The 14,670-nt window shown below is 66.9% G+C and carries 15 protein-coding genes; 5 read left to right on the plus strand and 10 right to left on the minus strand.

The genetic code is table 11. The annotated features are described in order from the left end of the window. Positions 1 to 35: 35 nt before the first annotated feature. From ACZ45C_RS13640 to ACZ45C_RS13655, 4 genes are all read right to left on the minus strand, one after another. A complete protein-coding gene (locus ACZ45C_RS13640; protein WP_460561031.1) occupies positions 36 to 1,019 on the minus strand; it encodes a replication factor C small subunit in 984 nt (327 codons plus the stop codon). Between the two features lie 136 nt (positions 1,020 to 1,155). Then, positions 1,156 to 2,103 carry an electron transfer flavoprotein subunit alpha/FixB family protein gene (locus tag ACZ45C_RS13645; RefSeq protein WP_460561029.1) on the minus strand — a complete coding sequence of 316 codons (948 nt, stop codon included), beginning with the start codon at positions 2,101 to 2,103 and terminating at the stop codon, positions 1,156 to 1,158. After that, positions 2,103 to 2,891 carry an electron transfer flavoprotein subunit beta/FixA family protein gene (locus tag ACZ45C_RS13650; protein WP_460561027.1) on the minus strand — a complete coding sequence of 263 codons (789 nt, stop codon included), beginning with the start codon at positions 2,889 to 2,891 and terminating at the stop codon, positions 2,103 to 2,105. Before ACZ45C_RS13650 ends, ACZ45C_RS13645 begins: the two co-directional genes overlap by 1 nt. A 189-nt stretch (positions 2,892 to 3,080) precedes the next feature. Beyond that, on the minus strand, positions 3,081 to 4,556 hold the full coding sequence (locus ACZ45C_RS13655) for a helix-turn-helix transcriptional regulator (protein WP_460561025.1): 1,476 nt from the start codon (positions 4,554 to 4,556) through the stop codon (positions 3,081 to 3,083). Positions 4,557 to 4,692: 136 nt separating this feature from the next. On the opposite strand from ACZ45C_RS13655, the gene ACZ45C_RS13660 reads away from it, so the two are divergent. Beyond that, positions 4,693 to 5,997 (plus strand): DUF7094 domain-containing protein, encoded by a 1,305-nt coding sequence (locus tag ACZ45C_RS13660; RefSeq protein WP_460561023.1) that lies wholly within the window; start codon positions 4,693 to 4,695, stop codon positions 5,995 to 5,997. 37 nt (positions 5,998 to 6,034) lie between these two features. On the opposite strand, the gene ACZ45C_RS13665 is transcribed toward ACZ45C_RS13660, so the two are convergent. Together ACZ45C_RS13665 and ACZ45C_RS13670 are read right to left on the minus strand one after the other, a co-directional pair. Then, entirely contained in the window at positions 6,035 to 6,415 is a 381-nt protein-coding gene (locus ACZ45C_RS13665) for a hypothetical protein (protein WP_460561021.1), read from the minus strand. Positions 6,416 to 6,637: 222 nt separating this feature from the next. Then, entirely contained in the window at positions 6,638 to 7,918 is a 1,281-nt protein-coding gene (locus tag ACZ45C_RS13670) for an RNA-guided endonuclease InsQ/TnpB family protein (RefSeq protein WP_460561019.1), read from the minus strand. A gap of 671 nt (positions 7,919 to 8,589) precedes the next feature. Here ACZ45C_RS13670 and cysS point away from each other — a divergent pair. The 3 genes from cysS to ACZ45C_RS13685 are packed head-to-tail and all read left to right on the plus strand — an operon-like array spanning position 8,590 to position 11,909. Beyond that, positions 8,590 to 10,101 (plus strand): cysteine--tRNA ligase, encoded by a 1,512-nt coding sequence (cysS, locus tag ACZ45C_RS13675; RefSeq protein WP_460561017.1) that lies wholly within the window; start codon positions 8,590 to 8,592, stop codon positions 10,099 to 10,101. A 52-nt stretch (positions 10,102 to 10,153) separates the two neighbouring features. After that, positions 10,154 to 10,633 carry a TrkA C-terminal domain-containing protein gene (locus ACZ45C_RS13680; protein ID WP_460561015.1) on the plus strand — a complete coding sequence of 160 codons (480 nt, stop codon included), beginning with the start codon at positions 10,154 to 10,156 and terminating at the stop codon, positions 10,631 to 10,633. A 58-nt stretch (positions 10,634 to 10,691) separates the two neighbouring features. Next, a complete protein-coding gene (locus ACZ45C_RS13685) occupies positions 10,692 to 11,909 on the plus strand; it encodes a cation:proton antiporter (RefSeq protein WP_460561013.1) in 1,218 nt (405 codons plus the stop codon). A 37-nt stretch (positions 11,910 to 11,946) separates the two neighbouring features. On the opposite strand, the gene ACZ45C_RS13690 is transcribed toward ACZ45C_RS13685, so the two are convergent. The 3 genes from ACZ45C_RS13690 to ACZ45C_RS13700 all read right to left on the minus strand — a co-directional run bounded on the left by ACZ45C_RS13690 (position 11,947) and on the right by ACZ45C_RS13700 (position 13,662). Continuing rightward, positions 11,947 to 12,678: a DUF5781 family protein gene (locus ACZ45C_RS13690; RefSeq protein WP_460561011.1), complete on the minus strand. Its 732-nt coding sequence runs from the start codon at positions 12,676 to 12,678 to the stop codon at positions 11,947 to 11,949. A gap of 77 nt (positions 12,679 to 12,755) precedes the next feature. After that, positions 12,756 to 13,481 (minus strand): queuosine precursor transporter, encoded by a 726-nt coding sequence (locus ACZ45C_RS13695; RefSeq protein ID WP_460561009.1) that lies wholly within the window; start codon positions 13,479 to 13,481, stop codon positions 12,756 to 12,758. Then, a complete protein-coding gene (locus tag ACZ45C_RS13700) occupies positions 13,474 to 13,662 on the minus strand; it encodes a ribbon-helix-helix domain-containing protein (protein ID WP_460561008.1) in 189 nt (62 codons plus the stop codon). The genes ACZ45C_RS13695 and ACZ45C_RS13700 overlap by 8 nt, the downstream gene beginning before the upstream one ends. Positions 13,663 to 13,830: 168 nt before the next feature. Here ACZ45C_RS13700 and ACZ45C_RS13705 point away from each other — a divergent pair, with 168 nt between their 5' ends. After that, positions 13,831 to 14,088: a hypothetical protein gene (locus ACZ45C_RS13705; RefSeq protein ID WP_460561006.1), complete on the plus strand. Its 258-nt coding sequence runs from the start codon at positions 13,831 to 13,833 to the stop codon at positions 14,086 to 14,088. A gap of 4 nt (positions 14,089 to 14,092) precedes the next feature. Here the strand turns inward: ACZ45C_RS13705 and ACZ45C_RS13710 are convergent, their stop codons facing one another. Further along, positions 14,093 to 14,521, minus strand: a complete 429-nt coding sequence (locus ACZ45C_RS13710) for a DoxX family protein (protein ID WP_460561004.1) — start codon at positions 14,519 to 14,521, stop codon at positions 14,093 to 14,095. Between the last annotated feature and the right edge of the window lie 149 nt (positions 14,522 to 14,670).

Below are 14,670 nucleotides of genomic sequence, written 5' to 3' on the forward strand. Positions count from 1 at the left end.
TCCCGCGACTGTCCCGCAGTTTCTCCTCCGGTCGCCTACTCCGCAAGCGACAGCGCGGCGAGCAGCGACTCCAGTTGCACCTGTTCGTTCGCTCCCTCCGCGATCCGGTAGTCGGCCTCGCCGATCCGTTCCATCAGTCGGACGGCCTCGCGCTCACTCAGGTCGAAATCCCAGACGGACCGGTGGAGCTGGTCGATCACGTCGCCGCCGGCCATCCCCGTCTCGGTGAGCAGTTGATCGAGCGTCGCCCGCGCCTTCGTGAAGTCGCCCTCCAGGGCGTTCGTCACCATCGACTCGATCTCCTCGGGTCGTGCGGTCGCCGTGATCGCATACACCGCCTCCTCATCGACGACGTCACCGGTCGTCGCCGCCGCCTGCAGCGAGTTGATCGCTCGTCGCATGTCGCCGTCCGCGGCGTACACCAAGGCGTCGACGCCCGCGTCGGTCACCTCGATCCCCTCCGCGGCCGCGATCTCGCGGACCTGCGCCCCCACCGCCTCGTCCGACAGCGGCGAGAAGCGGAAGACGGCGCACCGCGACTGGATCGGGTCGATGATCTTCGAGGAGTAGTTACACGAGAGGATAAAGCGGGTGTTGTCGGAGAACTGCTCCATCGTCCGACGAAGCGCTGACTGAGCCGCATCCGTGAGCGAGTCCGCCTCGTCGAGGAACACGATCCGGAAGTCGCCGCCGAACGACGACCGCGCGAACCCCTTGATCCGGTCGCGGACGACGTCGATCCCGCGCTGGTCGGAGGCGTTGAGTTCGAGGAAGTTCCCGCGCCAGTTGTCCTCGCCGTAGATTTCGCGGGCGATAGCGGTTGCAGCGGTCGTCTTTCCGGTACCGGCCGGCCCCCCGAAGAGCAGGTGCGGCACGTCGTCTTGGTCGATGTAGCTCTGGAGCCGCTCGACTATCTCCTCTTGGCCGTGGATGTCGTCGAGCGACTGCGGCCGGTACTTTTCGATCCATATCTCCCGGCCCGTCGCCGTGGCCGCCGTCTGCTCATCGGCCTCGCTCATGATGCGATCGGAGGGTCGGCGGGGTCATAAACGAACCGAGAAGCGGGCGGGTCGGCGGCGCGACGCGCTCAACGTATGCGGTGGTCTCTCACCGCGACGCGCTCAACGAACGCGGCGTTCTCTCACCGCGGCGCGCTCACTCGAACTCGGCGATGAGCGCGGGCACCACGTCGAACAGATCGCCGACGATCCCGTAGTCGGCGATGTCGAAGATGGGCGCGTTCGGGTCGGTGTTGATCGCCACGATCGTGTCTGATCCCTTCATCCCGGCGACGTGCTGGACCGCGCCGGAGATGCCGATCGCGATGTACACGTCAGGCGTGACGACCTTCCCCGACTGGCCGACCTGTCGGTTCTTCGGCAGCCAGCCGTTGTCGACGATCGGCCGCGACGCGGAGAGCGTCGCGCCGAGCGCGTCCGCGAGTTCCTCGACCAGTTCGAGGTTCTCCTCCTCGCCGATCCCGCGACCGACCGAAACGAGCACGTCGGCGTCCGCGATGTCGACGTCGCCGCCGCCGATCTCCTCGAACCCCGTGACGCGCGCGCGCGACTCGGGGAGGTCGATCTCGGTTGTCTCGACCGGCGCGTCGCCGACGCCCTCGGCGGGGGCCCACTCGCCGCCGCGGACCGTGACGACGAACCGGTCGCCGGCCACGTCGACGGTCGTCTCCACCTTCGAGCCGTACATCTCGCGAGTGACGGTCAGCCCGTCGTCGTAGTCGATCCCGATAGCGTCGGTCACGATCGGCACCCCGAGGTCCTCGGCGAGCGCCGGCGCGTAGTCGAGCCCGTTCACGGAGTTCGGGACCACGACCGATCCGGCGTCGAGTCGGTCGACCAACGCGCCGACCGCCGCCTGATAGACGGTGTGGTCGAACTCCTCTCCGTTCGGGACCGCGTGGATCGCGTCGACGCCCTCGCGGTTCATGTCCTCGGCGAAGCCGTCGACGTCGCCGGCGACGACCGCGACGTGGAGGTCGCCGCCGCGCGCGTCGGCGAGCGCTCGCCCGGCAGTGATCGCCTCGTATGAGACCTCTCGAAGCTCTCCGCGGCGGTGTTCGGCGACGACGAGGGCGTCCGCCATCACGCGCTCACCCCCGTCTCGCGCAGTATCTCGGCGAGACGCGCCGCCGCCTCGCCGGCGTCGCCCTCGATCAGTTCGGCGTCCGACTCGCTCTCCGGTTCGTACATCGACGTGACCGTCAGGTCGCTCTCAACGTCGCCGGCGGCGAGCCCGAGCCCGGCGAGATCGGTCACGGCGATCTCCGTCTGTTGGGCCTGTCGGATCCCGCGGAGACTCGCGTACCGCGGCTCGTTGAGTCCGGTCTGAACGGTTAACACGGCCGGGAGGTCGACGTCGGTCAGCTCCTCGACTCCCCCCTCCAGCTCGCGGCGGACGTGCGCGACGCCCGCGTCGGGGTCGATCTCCAGGTCGTTGACGACCGCGGCGTGCTCGAAACCGATCCGCTCCGCGAGCGCGACGCCCGTCGCGCCGAACCCGGTGTCGGCCGCCTGGACCCCGCCGAGAATCAGGGCGGGGTCCTCGTCATCGACGACCGCCTCGAACACCGTCGCCTTCGCGGCGACGTCGGCGAACCCCTCCGCGAGAACGTCGTCCCAGACGCGGACGGCGCGGTCCGCGCCCTTCGCCAGCGCCGTTCGGATCGTCTCGTCGGCGCGCTCCGGGCCAATCGTGACGGCGACGACCTCGTCTGCGATCCCGGCTTCGGCGAGTTGTACCGCCGCCTCGATCGCGTACTCGTCCCACTCGTTGAGGTCGTATTCGAGGTCGGCGGGCGCGATATCCGTCCCCTCGATCGCGAACTCGTCGCCCGCCTCCGCGATCTGCTTTACGGTCACCAGAACCTTCATGATCTGTACTCCGGCGCTCCGTGTGTAATTGTTTTCGGAACATCCGTTATCGCACCGAGCGCGTCGGCGGTGGTCCGGCTTCGTGGTGGAGCGATGAGGGCCGCCGCGGAGCGGTGGACTCCGTCGCGGAGCGGTAGGGGCCGTACCCGTCGCGGCCCGGTGGGAGCCGTGCCCGTCGCGGCCCGACGGCTAGCGATCGCCGCCTGACTCGGGCCCGTCATCCGCGTCGCTCTGATCGTCTCCGTCGCCGCCTCGACCGCCCGCGGCCGTCCCGCTGTCGGGAAGGGATATCAGGTTCTCACGGCCCAGCCGGAGCTTCTCGACGCGGTCCTCGTCAGCCATCGCGGAGAGCAGTTGCGACACCTTCGCGTCCGACCAGCCCGTCTCCGAGACGATGTCGGCCTGCCGCATCCGTCCGCCGTTGTCGTCGAGGAGGTGCTCGACGCGCTCTTCGTCCGAGAGCAGCGAGCGGTCGACGTCGTCGTCCCGCCCGTCGGCGTCGTCCGCCGAACCGTCCGAATCGGTCGAGTCGGGTCCGTCGACACCGGAGTCGGTCGCCGCAGCGTCGTCCGGTTCGGCGACCGCCGGTTCCGCGTCACTCCGACCGGGAGAGCCGCGTCCGGCGGTGTCGGGGGCGTCGGAGGACTCCGTCTCGGCGCTGTCTCGCTGGGCGCCGGTGCCGTCGGCCGCGGAACCGTCCGCGCCGGTGTCGCCTGTGCTGGGACCGGTCGTGTCGGAATCGTCCGCACCCGCGGTCGCGGCGACCGCGTCACCGGGCGCGTCGTCGCCCGGTCCAGCGCCGCTCCGCCGCCGGTAGCCGAGGACGCTCCCGGCGACGATCAGCGCGCCGACCAAGACCGCGGCGACGAGCATGGTCCACGGCGGTCCGGGGGTTCCGGTCGACTCGTAGACGACCGCGACGCCTTCTCCCTCGTCGAACGTCCGCGGTCCATCGATCACCACGGCGTTGTCCCGCAGCGAAACCGTGGTGCTGGTGACCGTGTAGCCGTTCGGCGTCGTCACTTCGAGCGTCTGTCCCGGTTCGAGCGATCGAAGCCACGTCCCGTCGGGCGTCGTCAGCGCGTCATCCAACACCAGGGTGTCGCCGTCCTGCGTGAGAAACCCCGTCCAGACGAACGAGAGCCGAAGCTCGCCGACCGCGACCGCGTCGTCGCCGGCGACGTCGAACGACGAGGGGTCCTCGTGGACGTCGACCTCGCGCTCGGCGTCTGATATCTGCATCGTCCGATCGACGTTTCGGCTCGCCTCACGAGCGAATCCCGCAAACAGGCTCTCGCTCGGGCCGGTGTCGCCGTTCCGGAACCGATCGCCGACGGTTTCGAACGCCGCCCGTTCGGCCTCGTCGGCGAGCGCGTACCGAACCGATACGACCCACCGGGCGTCGCGGTCGGGGGTCGGTTCGATCCGGATCCGCGTCGTCGAATCGAAGCCGTCATCGACCTGTTCGACCATCGCATCCGACGCGACGGCCGCCGCGGCCGTGTGTGGGGACTGTGTACCCAGATCGCTCGGTGGGTCCGCCGGATCGTGGGGAGAAACGGGAGGGGAGGCGGCCGCACCCCCCACGGCGGGCGCGACGACGCCCACGAGGAGGAGCGTGCCGACTGCTGCGGCGAGGAGAACGCGGGACGGAGGGTTCCGCATACGCTTCGAAATCACTCAGGCACCGGGCAAAACGCTTTCCATGGATGAGCCGAGAGGCGAGGAAGCGGTCGCCGGCGGAGATCCGGGTCGGCTCAGTGGGGTGGATTTTTCATATCGGACGGCAAACCACCTCCTAATGAGGGCCCTCCCCGTCGCCGTCGCCGTCCTCCTGTTGCTCGCGCCGGTCGTGGGCACCGGCCCGCCAACGGCCGCCGGCTCGCCGGCGTCGGTTGGCGCGGCGGACTCGATCGGATCGTCGTCGTCTCCCGCCACCGCGTCACCGGCTCCCGCACGACTCTCCACACCGCTTCCAAGGCAGACGACCGACGAGAACCGCACGTTCCGGACACTGTCGGTGCCGGACGGCGGTCCCGTACGGACCGAGACGACCACGTACAGCGCGAACCTCGGTCCGTCGCTCGGCGTCGCGGTCGGCGAGACGAGCGGAGCGATGGAGACCGAGACGATCGTCCAGCGGGTCGAAGCCGCCGAGACGAGCGAGGACCGACAACGGCTGATAGTCGACGCGCTCGACCGGGTCGAGCGCGACGAGGCGAGCCTTCACGACCGGCAGCGGGCGGCCATCAGCGCCTACGCGTCGGGCGACCTCTCGAACCGCGAGTTCGTCGACGAACTCGTTCGCGTCGCGGCCGCCGCCCGAGAGTACGACAGCCGGCTGGAGGCGCTAGACTCGCTCGCCGACGAGACGAGCGGGTTCAGCACTCCAGCCCGGCTCGCCGAGCTACAGGTCCGCTTACAGGTGTACGAGGGACCGGTCCGCGCCCACGCGCTCGCGGCCGGCGGCGGCGACGCCTCCGGCGCCGACATCCACGTCCAGTCGAGCGAGGACGCCCTCGTGCTGGCGACGATCGCCGACGGCCAGTACGTTCGGGAGGTGTTCCGGCTGGACCGATGGGACCGCAGCGGCGGCTCGATCAGCACGGACGCGGCGATAAACGCGGTCTCGGACGCGTATCCGGAGACGGTGTCGCTCCGCCAGCCGGACGCGTTCGGGGCCGGAGCGATCCAGCGGATCACCGTGCCCCACGAGTTCGGGCTCCTCCGGACGTTCGTCAGCGGCGGGACGACGCGGGTGTTCGTCGAGCACCAACGGATCGATCTCGACGCGTTCGACGACACCGAGCCGGTCACGGAGGCGGGTGACGGGTTCGACGTCACCGTCGACCGGAGCTACGCCGGCGGACCGGTGACCGTCACCGTCCGCGACGAGGAGAGTGGCGATCCCGTCTCGGACGTTACCGTCACGAAACGCGTCGGCGACGCCGACAGCCGGTCGATCGGGGACACGAACGAGGACGGCGTCGTTCGGACGCTCTCACCGGCCGACACCTACCGCATCACGGTCGTCGACGAACCCCGCGTGGTCGTCGTCGACGGCCTCGAACCGATCGCGACGCCCGCACCGGTCGAGACCGAGTAGCCGCCCGTCTTGCTGGCCGCCGGACGGACAGCCCCCGTCACAGATCCACGCCGTCCGGATCGTTCCACTCGTCGTCGCCGTCGTTGCCGTCGCTGTCGTCGTCGCCGTCGTTGCCGTCGGCGGCCTCGGTGCCGGCCGGGCCGAGCGGTTTCTCACCGCGGCGGGATTCGTGGACCGCGAATCCCGCCTCCCGCTGATCGCCGCCGCCGGCGTAGGGGTCGTCGTCGGGATCGTAATCAAGTTCGCCCCGCTCGAAGACGTACGCGAGGAAGCCGAAAAGCGGGACGAAGAAGGCGATCGCGGTCCACTTCCGGCGGTTCATCCCGTGTCGGGGCGCGTCGACGAAGACGTACGCCGCGAAGCCGACGAGCCACGCGAGCGGGACGCCGACGAGAATGGCGGCGACGAGCGGTTCCATACCGCGGCTTCGCGCACGGGAACATAAGCGCACGGGACGTTTCGGCGCGTCCGCGTCGATCGTATCCATCCGTGGAGCGGGATACGAGTTCTCCCTGAGACGGCCGATCACTCAGCGGTTAGTGCGTGGATGGCTCCGTCGGCAGTGCCAGCTTGACATCCTCCTCGCGCTGAAGCGCGAGGATTCCCACGGCACCGCACCGCTGGGTTGGGATATTGTGGTTTACGACGTAATCCGTTCTTGAGGCGCGAATGCGCCAGTTTCCTTGTCAAACAGGAACGCCGATGGCTGTGCCAACCAGCCGTTACTCCTATTCACCGAGAGATTCGATGAACTCGGAGATACTTTCTGCCGAATGTTCTCAGCACCGTTCACATCTGCATTCGCCACTGTACCGCACTCATCACAGACATATAGTCCGCGTTCAACACGGTTCGCGCCACGCTTCCGGCCACAGCACGAACACGCCTTCGAGGTATCCCGCTCAGACACTTGCTCAACCGCGATGCCTTCCATCTCGGCTTTGTATTCGAGGAGGTCGGTGAAACGGTCGAACGCCCACGAGTGGAGGTCAAGATTGCCATGCTTGCCCCAGTTCTTTGACTTATCCTTCTCCGCATCCTCACGGATGCCGGAGAGATCGCCCACCACAATAGTTCCAATTTCCTCGTCAACACACCGTTGGACGATGTGTTTCGAGAGGGTGTGGAAGTAGTGCGTGCGGCGAGCCGACTTCTTGTGGTGTAACCGCGTGGCCTGCTCGGAGTCCGGGTCGTCACACCGAGCGATTCGCTTGCTGAAGTAGTAGTCGTCTTGTTTCAAGCAGTTCAGCGGGTACAGCTCGCTGTGGCCGTCCTCGTAGGCGAGCGCGGCGAAGTTGTTGATCCCGAAATCAACACCCACCGTCTTCTCACTGGGGGCTTCGTCCACGTCGATTTTGGCCTTACAGACGAAGTGTAGTTCCCACTCGTCGCCCGTCCAGATAATCTTGACTTGTTGGACGTTCTCCACGGCGGAGAGGTCAACGTCGGGGCGAGTTTGGAACTTACACAGGACGAAGTCTGACCAATACTCTTTCAGGTTCGATCCTTTTGAGAGTCGCACGCGGTTGTACTGGGTGTCGAGTTTGAAGCCAGCGGTTTTGAACGTCACCGTCGAGCGCGGGTGTTCGTCGCCGTGTTTGCGGTAGCCGGGCGGGTTCGCTCGTGTATCTCCGTTACGTCGTTTGCCGTACCATCCGTTGAACGCCTCAGCGAGTTCTTGAAGGACTCGCTGACTTGACTGCGAATGAAGGTCATCATAGCGTTCGTGTGACTTCAGGTACGTGGTGAGTTCGTTGTGGTTTGGGATGTGACCGATTTCATCCCAAATCCGACTGCACGTCCACCGTCCGACGTTCCAGAGCTTACTGGCTGCGAACCCGAGCGAATCAAGGTCGTCTTGCACCCGAGACTGGTTCCGTATGGAAGCAGTGTAGGTGCGAGTGACGACCTGTTTCGCCATACGTAACCTATGTAGACAAAATTACTTGAAGCTGTGTATTTGCTCAGCATGGAATATCCAGCCGTGCCATCGAACGGTGGACTGTGAAGGGTAGTGTCGGATTCATCCCCGCGCTAAAGCGCGAGGCTTTCTCCTCGATTCTCCGTAAACGGTGTCATCGAAGACTGCAAGCGAATACCCGATCCCCTCCGAAGTCTGGACGACCCACTGTTCGGTGACTGAGTCAGTCGGACCGGTTACACCCAGTGGTCCGCCCGTCCTGGCGGGATTGTATCTGAACATCGGGACGCCGGTAGGAGCCGATCTCTCAGTTTCGGTCCCCTCTTTTCCCACATGTGAACACCCAGTGAGGCCGGCTACTCCGGCTACTCCGGTCATTCGGAGGTATCTGCGTCGTGATATGGGAATATTCACAAATATAATTTGTAAGTAATATAAATAAATCCAGTGAAGGACAGGCCGTTGGTAGACTCACTGTCGGGACACCTCTCTGATCTGGGAGGGCCCTCGGCACTCAATACGCGGTTTTCAGATCAAAATAGCGGGACGGTTCGTGAGCAGCGACAGTGAACAGAATCCCAACGCGCAGACGCGTTGAGAACTGTTCACAGTGGGTTGGTCGTCACTTCGATCCGACGATTTGAAGCGACCACCGGGGGAACGGGGCGGTAATGAGTCTCGTCGTTACCGACACCCTGGCGGACGAGCGCGTCGAGTTCACCGCGGACGGCGACGTCACGCTGTACGTCTGCGGCCTGACGGTGTCGGACGACCCCCACCTCGGGCACGCCCGCCTCTGGTTCCACGCGGACGTGCTCCACCGCTGGCTGGAGCACCTCGGATACGACGTTCGCCACGTGGAGAACGTCACCGACGTCAACGAGAAGATCGCGGCGCGGGTGGGCGAACGCGACGAGTGGACCGCGGAGCGCGACGTGGCGGAGACGTTCTCCGCCTCGACGTTCGGGGCGATGCGCGGGCTGAACCTGTTGCGCGCGGAGGTGTACCCTCGCGTCACCGAGCACGTCCCCGAGATTCTCGACCTCGTCGAGACGCTCGTCGAAGAGGGGTACGCCTACGAGTCGAACGGCTCCGTCTACTTCGACGTCACCAGCTTCGACGGCTACGGGACGCTCTCGAATCAGGACGTCGGGGATCTGGAAGCGCAGGGCGAGCCCGACGAGCGGACGGAGAAGCGTCACCCGGCGGACTTCGCGCTCTGGAAGGCCGGCGGCGTGAGCGAGACCGCCGCCCGCGAGCACGCGAAACACGACCACGGCGACGCGGTCCCCGCGGGCGAGACGTGGGAGTCGCCGTGGAGCGAGGGCCGACCCGGATGGCACGTCGAGTGTTCCGCGATGTCGACGGCGCACCTCGGCGACACCCTCGACGTCCACATGGGCGGACGGGATCTCGTCTTCCCGCACCACGAGAACGAGATCGCCCAGTCGGAGGCGGCGACGGGCGAGACGTTCGCCCGTCACTGGCTCCACGTCGGGCTGCTGGAGATGGACGGCGAGAAGATGTCCTCGTCGATCGGAAACTTCTGGACCGTTCCCGACGCCCTCGACGAACTGGGCGTCAACGTGGTCCGGACGTTCTACGCCGGGGCGGCCTACCGCTCCGAGCAGGCGCTCACCGAGGAGACGATCGCCGAGGCGGAGGAGCGCTGGGACCGGATCTCGCGGACGTACGAGCGCGCGGTCGACGCGCTCGACTCCGTCGACGCCCGCGCGAAGGCCGGAGACGAGGCTCTCCGCGCGGCCGTCGAGACCGCGCGCGACGAGTTCGCCGCGGCGATGAACGACGACCTGAACCTGCGGGAGGCGACCGCGACGCTCTTGGAGCTCACCGACGCCGTGAACCGGCACGTCGACGCGGTCGACGCCGACGGTGGCGAGGCGGCCGACGGCTCCCGCGACGCGTACGACTACCGCGGGCTCCGCGAGGCCGTCGAGGCGTTCGACGAACTCGCCGGCGACGTGCTCGGCCTCCAGTTCGACGCCGCGACGGACGGCGAGGTCGACGCGGCGGGCGATCTGGTCGAACTCGTCTTGGACGTCCGAGAGGCGGAGCGCGACGCGGGAAACTACGAGCGCGCCGACGAGCTGCGGGACGCGCTCCGCGAGATCGGCGTCGAGATCGAGGACGGAGCGGACGGGACGACGTACCGGTTCGCCTGAGTCCGCTGGGGTCAATGTACACACCTATTAGCGTGGGCTCGCTTCCCCCCGTATGCCGATCAGCGAGTCAGACCTCCCGGGCGTCGGAAAGAAGTTCGAGATCGATCTGGGCGACGGCGAGATGGTCGTCGTCATCCACAACACCGGCAAGCGAGAGGTGTTCCGCCGGATCGACGCCGACGCCGACTCCGAGAAGGTGTTCGAGTTCTCCGACGACCTCGCGCGGACGATCGGTTCGATCATCGAGGGAGCCCACTTCCAGCCGATCGAACCGGACACACAGGAGACGACGCTTCCCGGCGGCATCCTCTTGGAGTGGTACGAGCTTCCACCCGGGTCCCCGCTCGTCGGCGAGACGCTGGAGAGCGCCGACATCGGCAATCGAACCGGAATATCGATCGTCGCCATCCAGCGCGGCGAGGGCGTCGTCGACAGCCCGGAGGCCGACACCGTCCTGAAAGAGGGCGACACGGTGATCGCGGTCGGTACCCGCGAGGACTGCGCCGCGTTCGAGGACCTCCTGACGGAATGACTCCGGTAGACAGCAGACGGGTCTACCGGACGGCCGGCGCTATCGGGGGTGACCGCTAGTGGCGCTGCTCGACGTCGGCGTCATGTTCGCCGCGATCGCGGTCGCCGGCGCGCTCGCGGACCGACTCGGCCAGTCCGTGATCCCCTTTTACATCCTCGTCGGGATGGGACTCGGCGAGTACGTGCTCGGCCGCGTTTCGCTGCCCGTGGTCGGGACCGCCGCCGTTCCCGAGACGGAGTTCATCGCGCTCGGCGCGGAGCTGGGGATCGTCTTTCTCCTCTTTTTCCTCGGGTTGGAGTTCAACCTCGACCGGCTGCTCGCGCGCCGGTCGCAGATCGGCACGGCGGGCACGATCGATCTCGCGAACTTCGGGGTCGGGCTCGTGTTCGGGTGGCTCGTGTTCGGCGCGTTCCTCCCGGCGTTCCTGATCGCCGGCATCGTCTACATCTCCTCGTCGGCGGTGATCACGAAGTCGCTCATCGACCTCGGTTGGATCGCCAACGACGAGGCCGAACCGCTCCTCGGGACGCTCGTCTACGAGGACCTTTTCATCGCCGTCTACCTCTCCGTCGCGTCCGCCCTGGTGCTCGGCGACGGCGACGTCGCCGCGGCCGCGACGGACGTCGGGATCGCCCTCGGATTCATCGCCGGACTGCTCGCGCTCGTACAGTTCGGGACGCCGGTGTTCGACCGGCTGGTCGCGACGGACAACACGGAGTTCATCACGCTGCGGTCGATCGCGGCGGTCGTGTCGGTCGCGGGCGCGGCGCTCGCACTCGGCGTCAGCGAGGCGGTCGCCGCATTCTTCGTCGGGATGGCCTTCTCGGCGACCGGCTCCGCACACGAGATAGAGACGCTCTTAGAGCCCGTTCGAGACACCTTCGCGGCCGTGTTCTTCTTCTGGATCGGACTCGTCACCGACCCGCTGCTGTTCGGCGGGATCGCGGCGCTCGTCGCGGTCGCGGTGGTCGTGACCGCGCCGTCGAAGCTCGTCACCGGGTACTTCGCCGGGCGCGCGTTCGACCTCGACGTGCGGCGATCGACCCGCGTCGCGCTCGGGATGACGACCCGCGGCGAGTTCTCTCTGATCATCGCGACGATCGCCATCACCGGGGCCGACGCCGGCGCGTTCGATCCGGCGCTGGCGGCGACGATAAACGCCTTCGCGGTCGGCTACGTGCTCGTGATGGCCGTCCTCGGAACGACGCTCATGCAGTACTCCGGGCCGTTCGAGTCGGTGGCGGTCTCGTGGCTGGACAACTCGGAGACGGGGTGAGCGACTGAGACGAGGTGAGTGACGGCGGTGGTCAGAATCAGATGGCGTACGCGCGGGCGGCGTCGACGAGCGCCTTCCGATAGTCGCTCTCGGAGGGATCGGGACCGAGCGCGAGGAAGCGCTGTTTGAACGCGTCGACGTCGACGGTCTCGGTGTCGCTGCCGGCGGCGCGCGCGAGGTCGTAGATCCGGTGGTCGGGGCCGGCGATGTCGTGGCGTTCGATCAACGCGAGTGCGAAGGCGGCGTTGACGGCCGTTATCTCCGGATCTGCGCCAGCCGTGATGGGCGGGGAGCCGTCCCGCGAGACCGTCGGCCTGTCGGCGACGGCGACCGCGAGCGTCGATTCGAGGAAGCCGAGGAGCTTGTTCGCGGGCGCGACAGAGAGCGTGATGTCGTCCGCGTAGATGTCTTTCATATGGTTCGCGATCTGATAGCAGTGAGCGAGCTTGCGACGCTCGACGCGCTCGCCCGCCAGCCCCAGGTACAGCGCCTCCTCCGTCGACTGGACGTGCGAGGCGTGGCCCTCCTCGTAGCGGGCCATGTGGGACAGTTCGTGGACGGCCAGTTCGCGGGCCATCGCGCTGGTGGCGGCGCGCTTCGAGACGTTCAAGACGTGATAGCCCTCGTAGTGGCCGGCCCACGTCCGCTCGTCGGGGTCCTCCCGCACCTTCACGTGAACGGGGTCGGCGAGCGAGCACTCGGTCTCGAACAGGTCTGCGGCACCGAGAAACGGGTCGGGAGGGACGTCTCCCTGCACGCGAAGATCCATGTGTATACTTCACATGGGTGCGGTCGGTAAGTCTCTTGCGCCGACGACCATCGTCTGGCCGACGCCGCGCGCGCCGCTCACTCGCTGACGAGCCCGACGACGAGGTAGACGACCGGCGTGTCGAGGAGGGCGATCGCGAGCTTCAGGAGGTACTGGCCGAGCCCCAGCGCGAGCAGGACGGCGGGCGGCAGCGGCGAGCCGACGCCGAGCAGGGTCGGAGCGGCGTAGAAGGCAACCCCGACGAAGATCGCGGTGTCGAGCGCCTGACTCGTGGCCGTCGACGCGATGTTGCGCAGCCACAGCATGCCGCTGCCGGTGCGGTCGCGGATGGCGTGGAAGACGAACACGTCCCAATTCTGAGAGACGACGTACGCGAGCAGGCTCCCGGCGACGATGTTGGTCGCGGGACCGAGCGCGGTCTCGAACGCGGCCGAGATCTCGGGGTTCACGCCGGGCGCGGCGAGGGTCGACCACACGAGCGCGAGCACGAGGAAGTTCGCGAGAAAGGCGACGTTGACGACGACCTGCGTCGCGCGACGACCGTACAGCTCGGCGTAGCAGTCGGACGCGAGGAAGGTGAGCGCGTACGCGAGCGCGGCACCCGGAAGCGTGATCTCTGGCCCGATCACGGGCAACGCGAGGGGAAGCGGTAACGCGATCACCTTCGCGGCGGTGAGTTGCGACGTCGCGAGCGCGACGGTGAACAGCGTGACGAGCGCGATCGCGGCCACCGCGGACCGGTCCAACGGATCGACCGCGAAGGGTCCGTCCGTGCCGGCGAGGCCGTCCGCTCGGCTACTCATCGGTCTCCTCCTCGGCCTCCAAGCGGTCGTGGCGGGCGTCTATCTCGTCGAGCACGTCCAGCGTCTTGCGGATCGACGCGCGGACGGCGTCGCTGCGGTTCACGAACTTCCCGTCGTCGCCGACGTGTTCGTCGAGGTCGGCGAGCAGTTCGCCGGGTATCTCCACGCTGATTTTGGGCATGCCGCTCCGTCCACCGCGAACCGTGAAGAGCGTTCTTATCCGAGTGCTCCCTGAATAATATTGACACGGAATCTGGCGTTATTCGGCTGGGCGGGCGTGTTGACTGGGCGACAAATTTATAATGAAAGAATATGTACATCTGTACGAGTGGTATGTGTGAACACACCAATGAGTACGGAGACGGAGGCGCAGCGACCCTCGGCTCGCGATACCGGAGCCGGTGAGACGGCGGTCTGGCGGCTGGTCGAGTGTCTCGCGGGCGGCCTCGCGGCCGCGGCCGTCTTTCTGTTCTCTCTCCCGGTGCTCGCCGACCTCGCGAGCCCGCTCAAGTCGCTGTCGCCGACCGGGCTCCTGTTCGTGTTCCTGTTCGCGTGGCTGTTCTTCTGGGTGGCTACCGCGACTTCCCGTGAACGAGTGACCGACTAGCCGGTCACTCGTCGGTGTCGGCGCGGGTGAAAAACGCGACCGCGGCACCGAACAGCGTCAGGTTCTGGAGGAACGAGGTGAGTTCTTCGTCGCGCGAGTCGTCGTCGACCGCCCAGAAGTCGTGCATGAGCGGGGTGACGCCGGCAAAGAAGGCGGCGACGCTGGCCGCGGAGAGCTTCGGGAGCTTCCACGCACCGATCCCGAGGCTCCCGCCGATCAGGAGACCGCTCGCGGCCGGAACCAGCGCGTCGGCTTTGGGAACGCCCTTGGCGTCCGCGTACGCGATTCGGCCGTCGAGGTCCGCGAGGTTTCGAGTCGCCAACGCGAGCAACCCGCCGGCGAAGAGCAGTCGGCCGACACGTTCGGGTCCGTTCGTCTCCGATTCGGTCTGCGCGTCGGCGGGACTCGCCGACGTATCGTCTGTCTCTTCCATCTATCAGAGTGAGGGTCGTCGCGGTATTAACCGATCCGTTTCCGGATCGTCCTCGTCGCGGCAGCGCGTCTGACACACCTTAATACGCGTCGAGTACGAGGGACCAACAACCCCATGACCAGTGAGATTCGCGTCCGGACAGACAGCGC

The organism is Halorubrum pallidum, assembly GCF_055380345.1.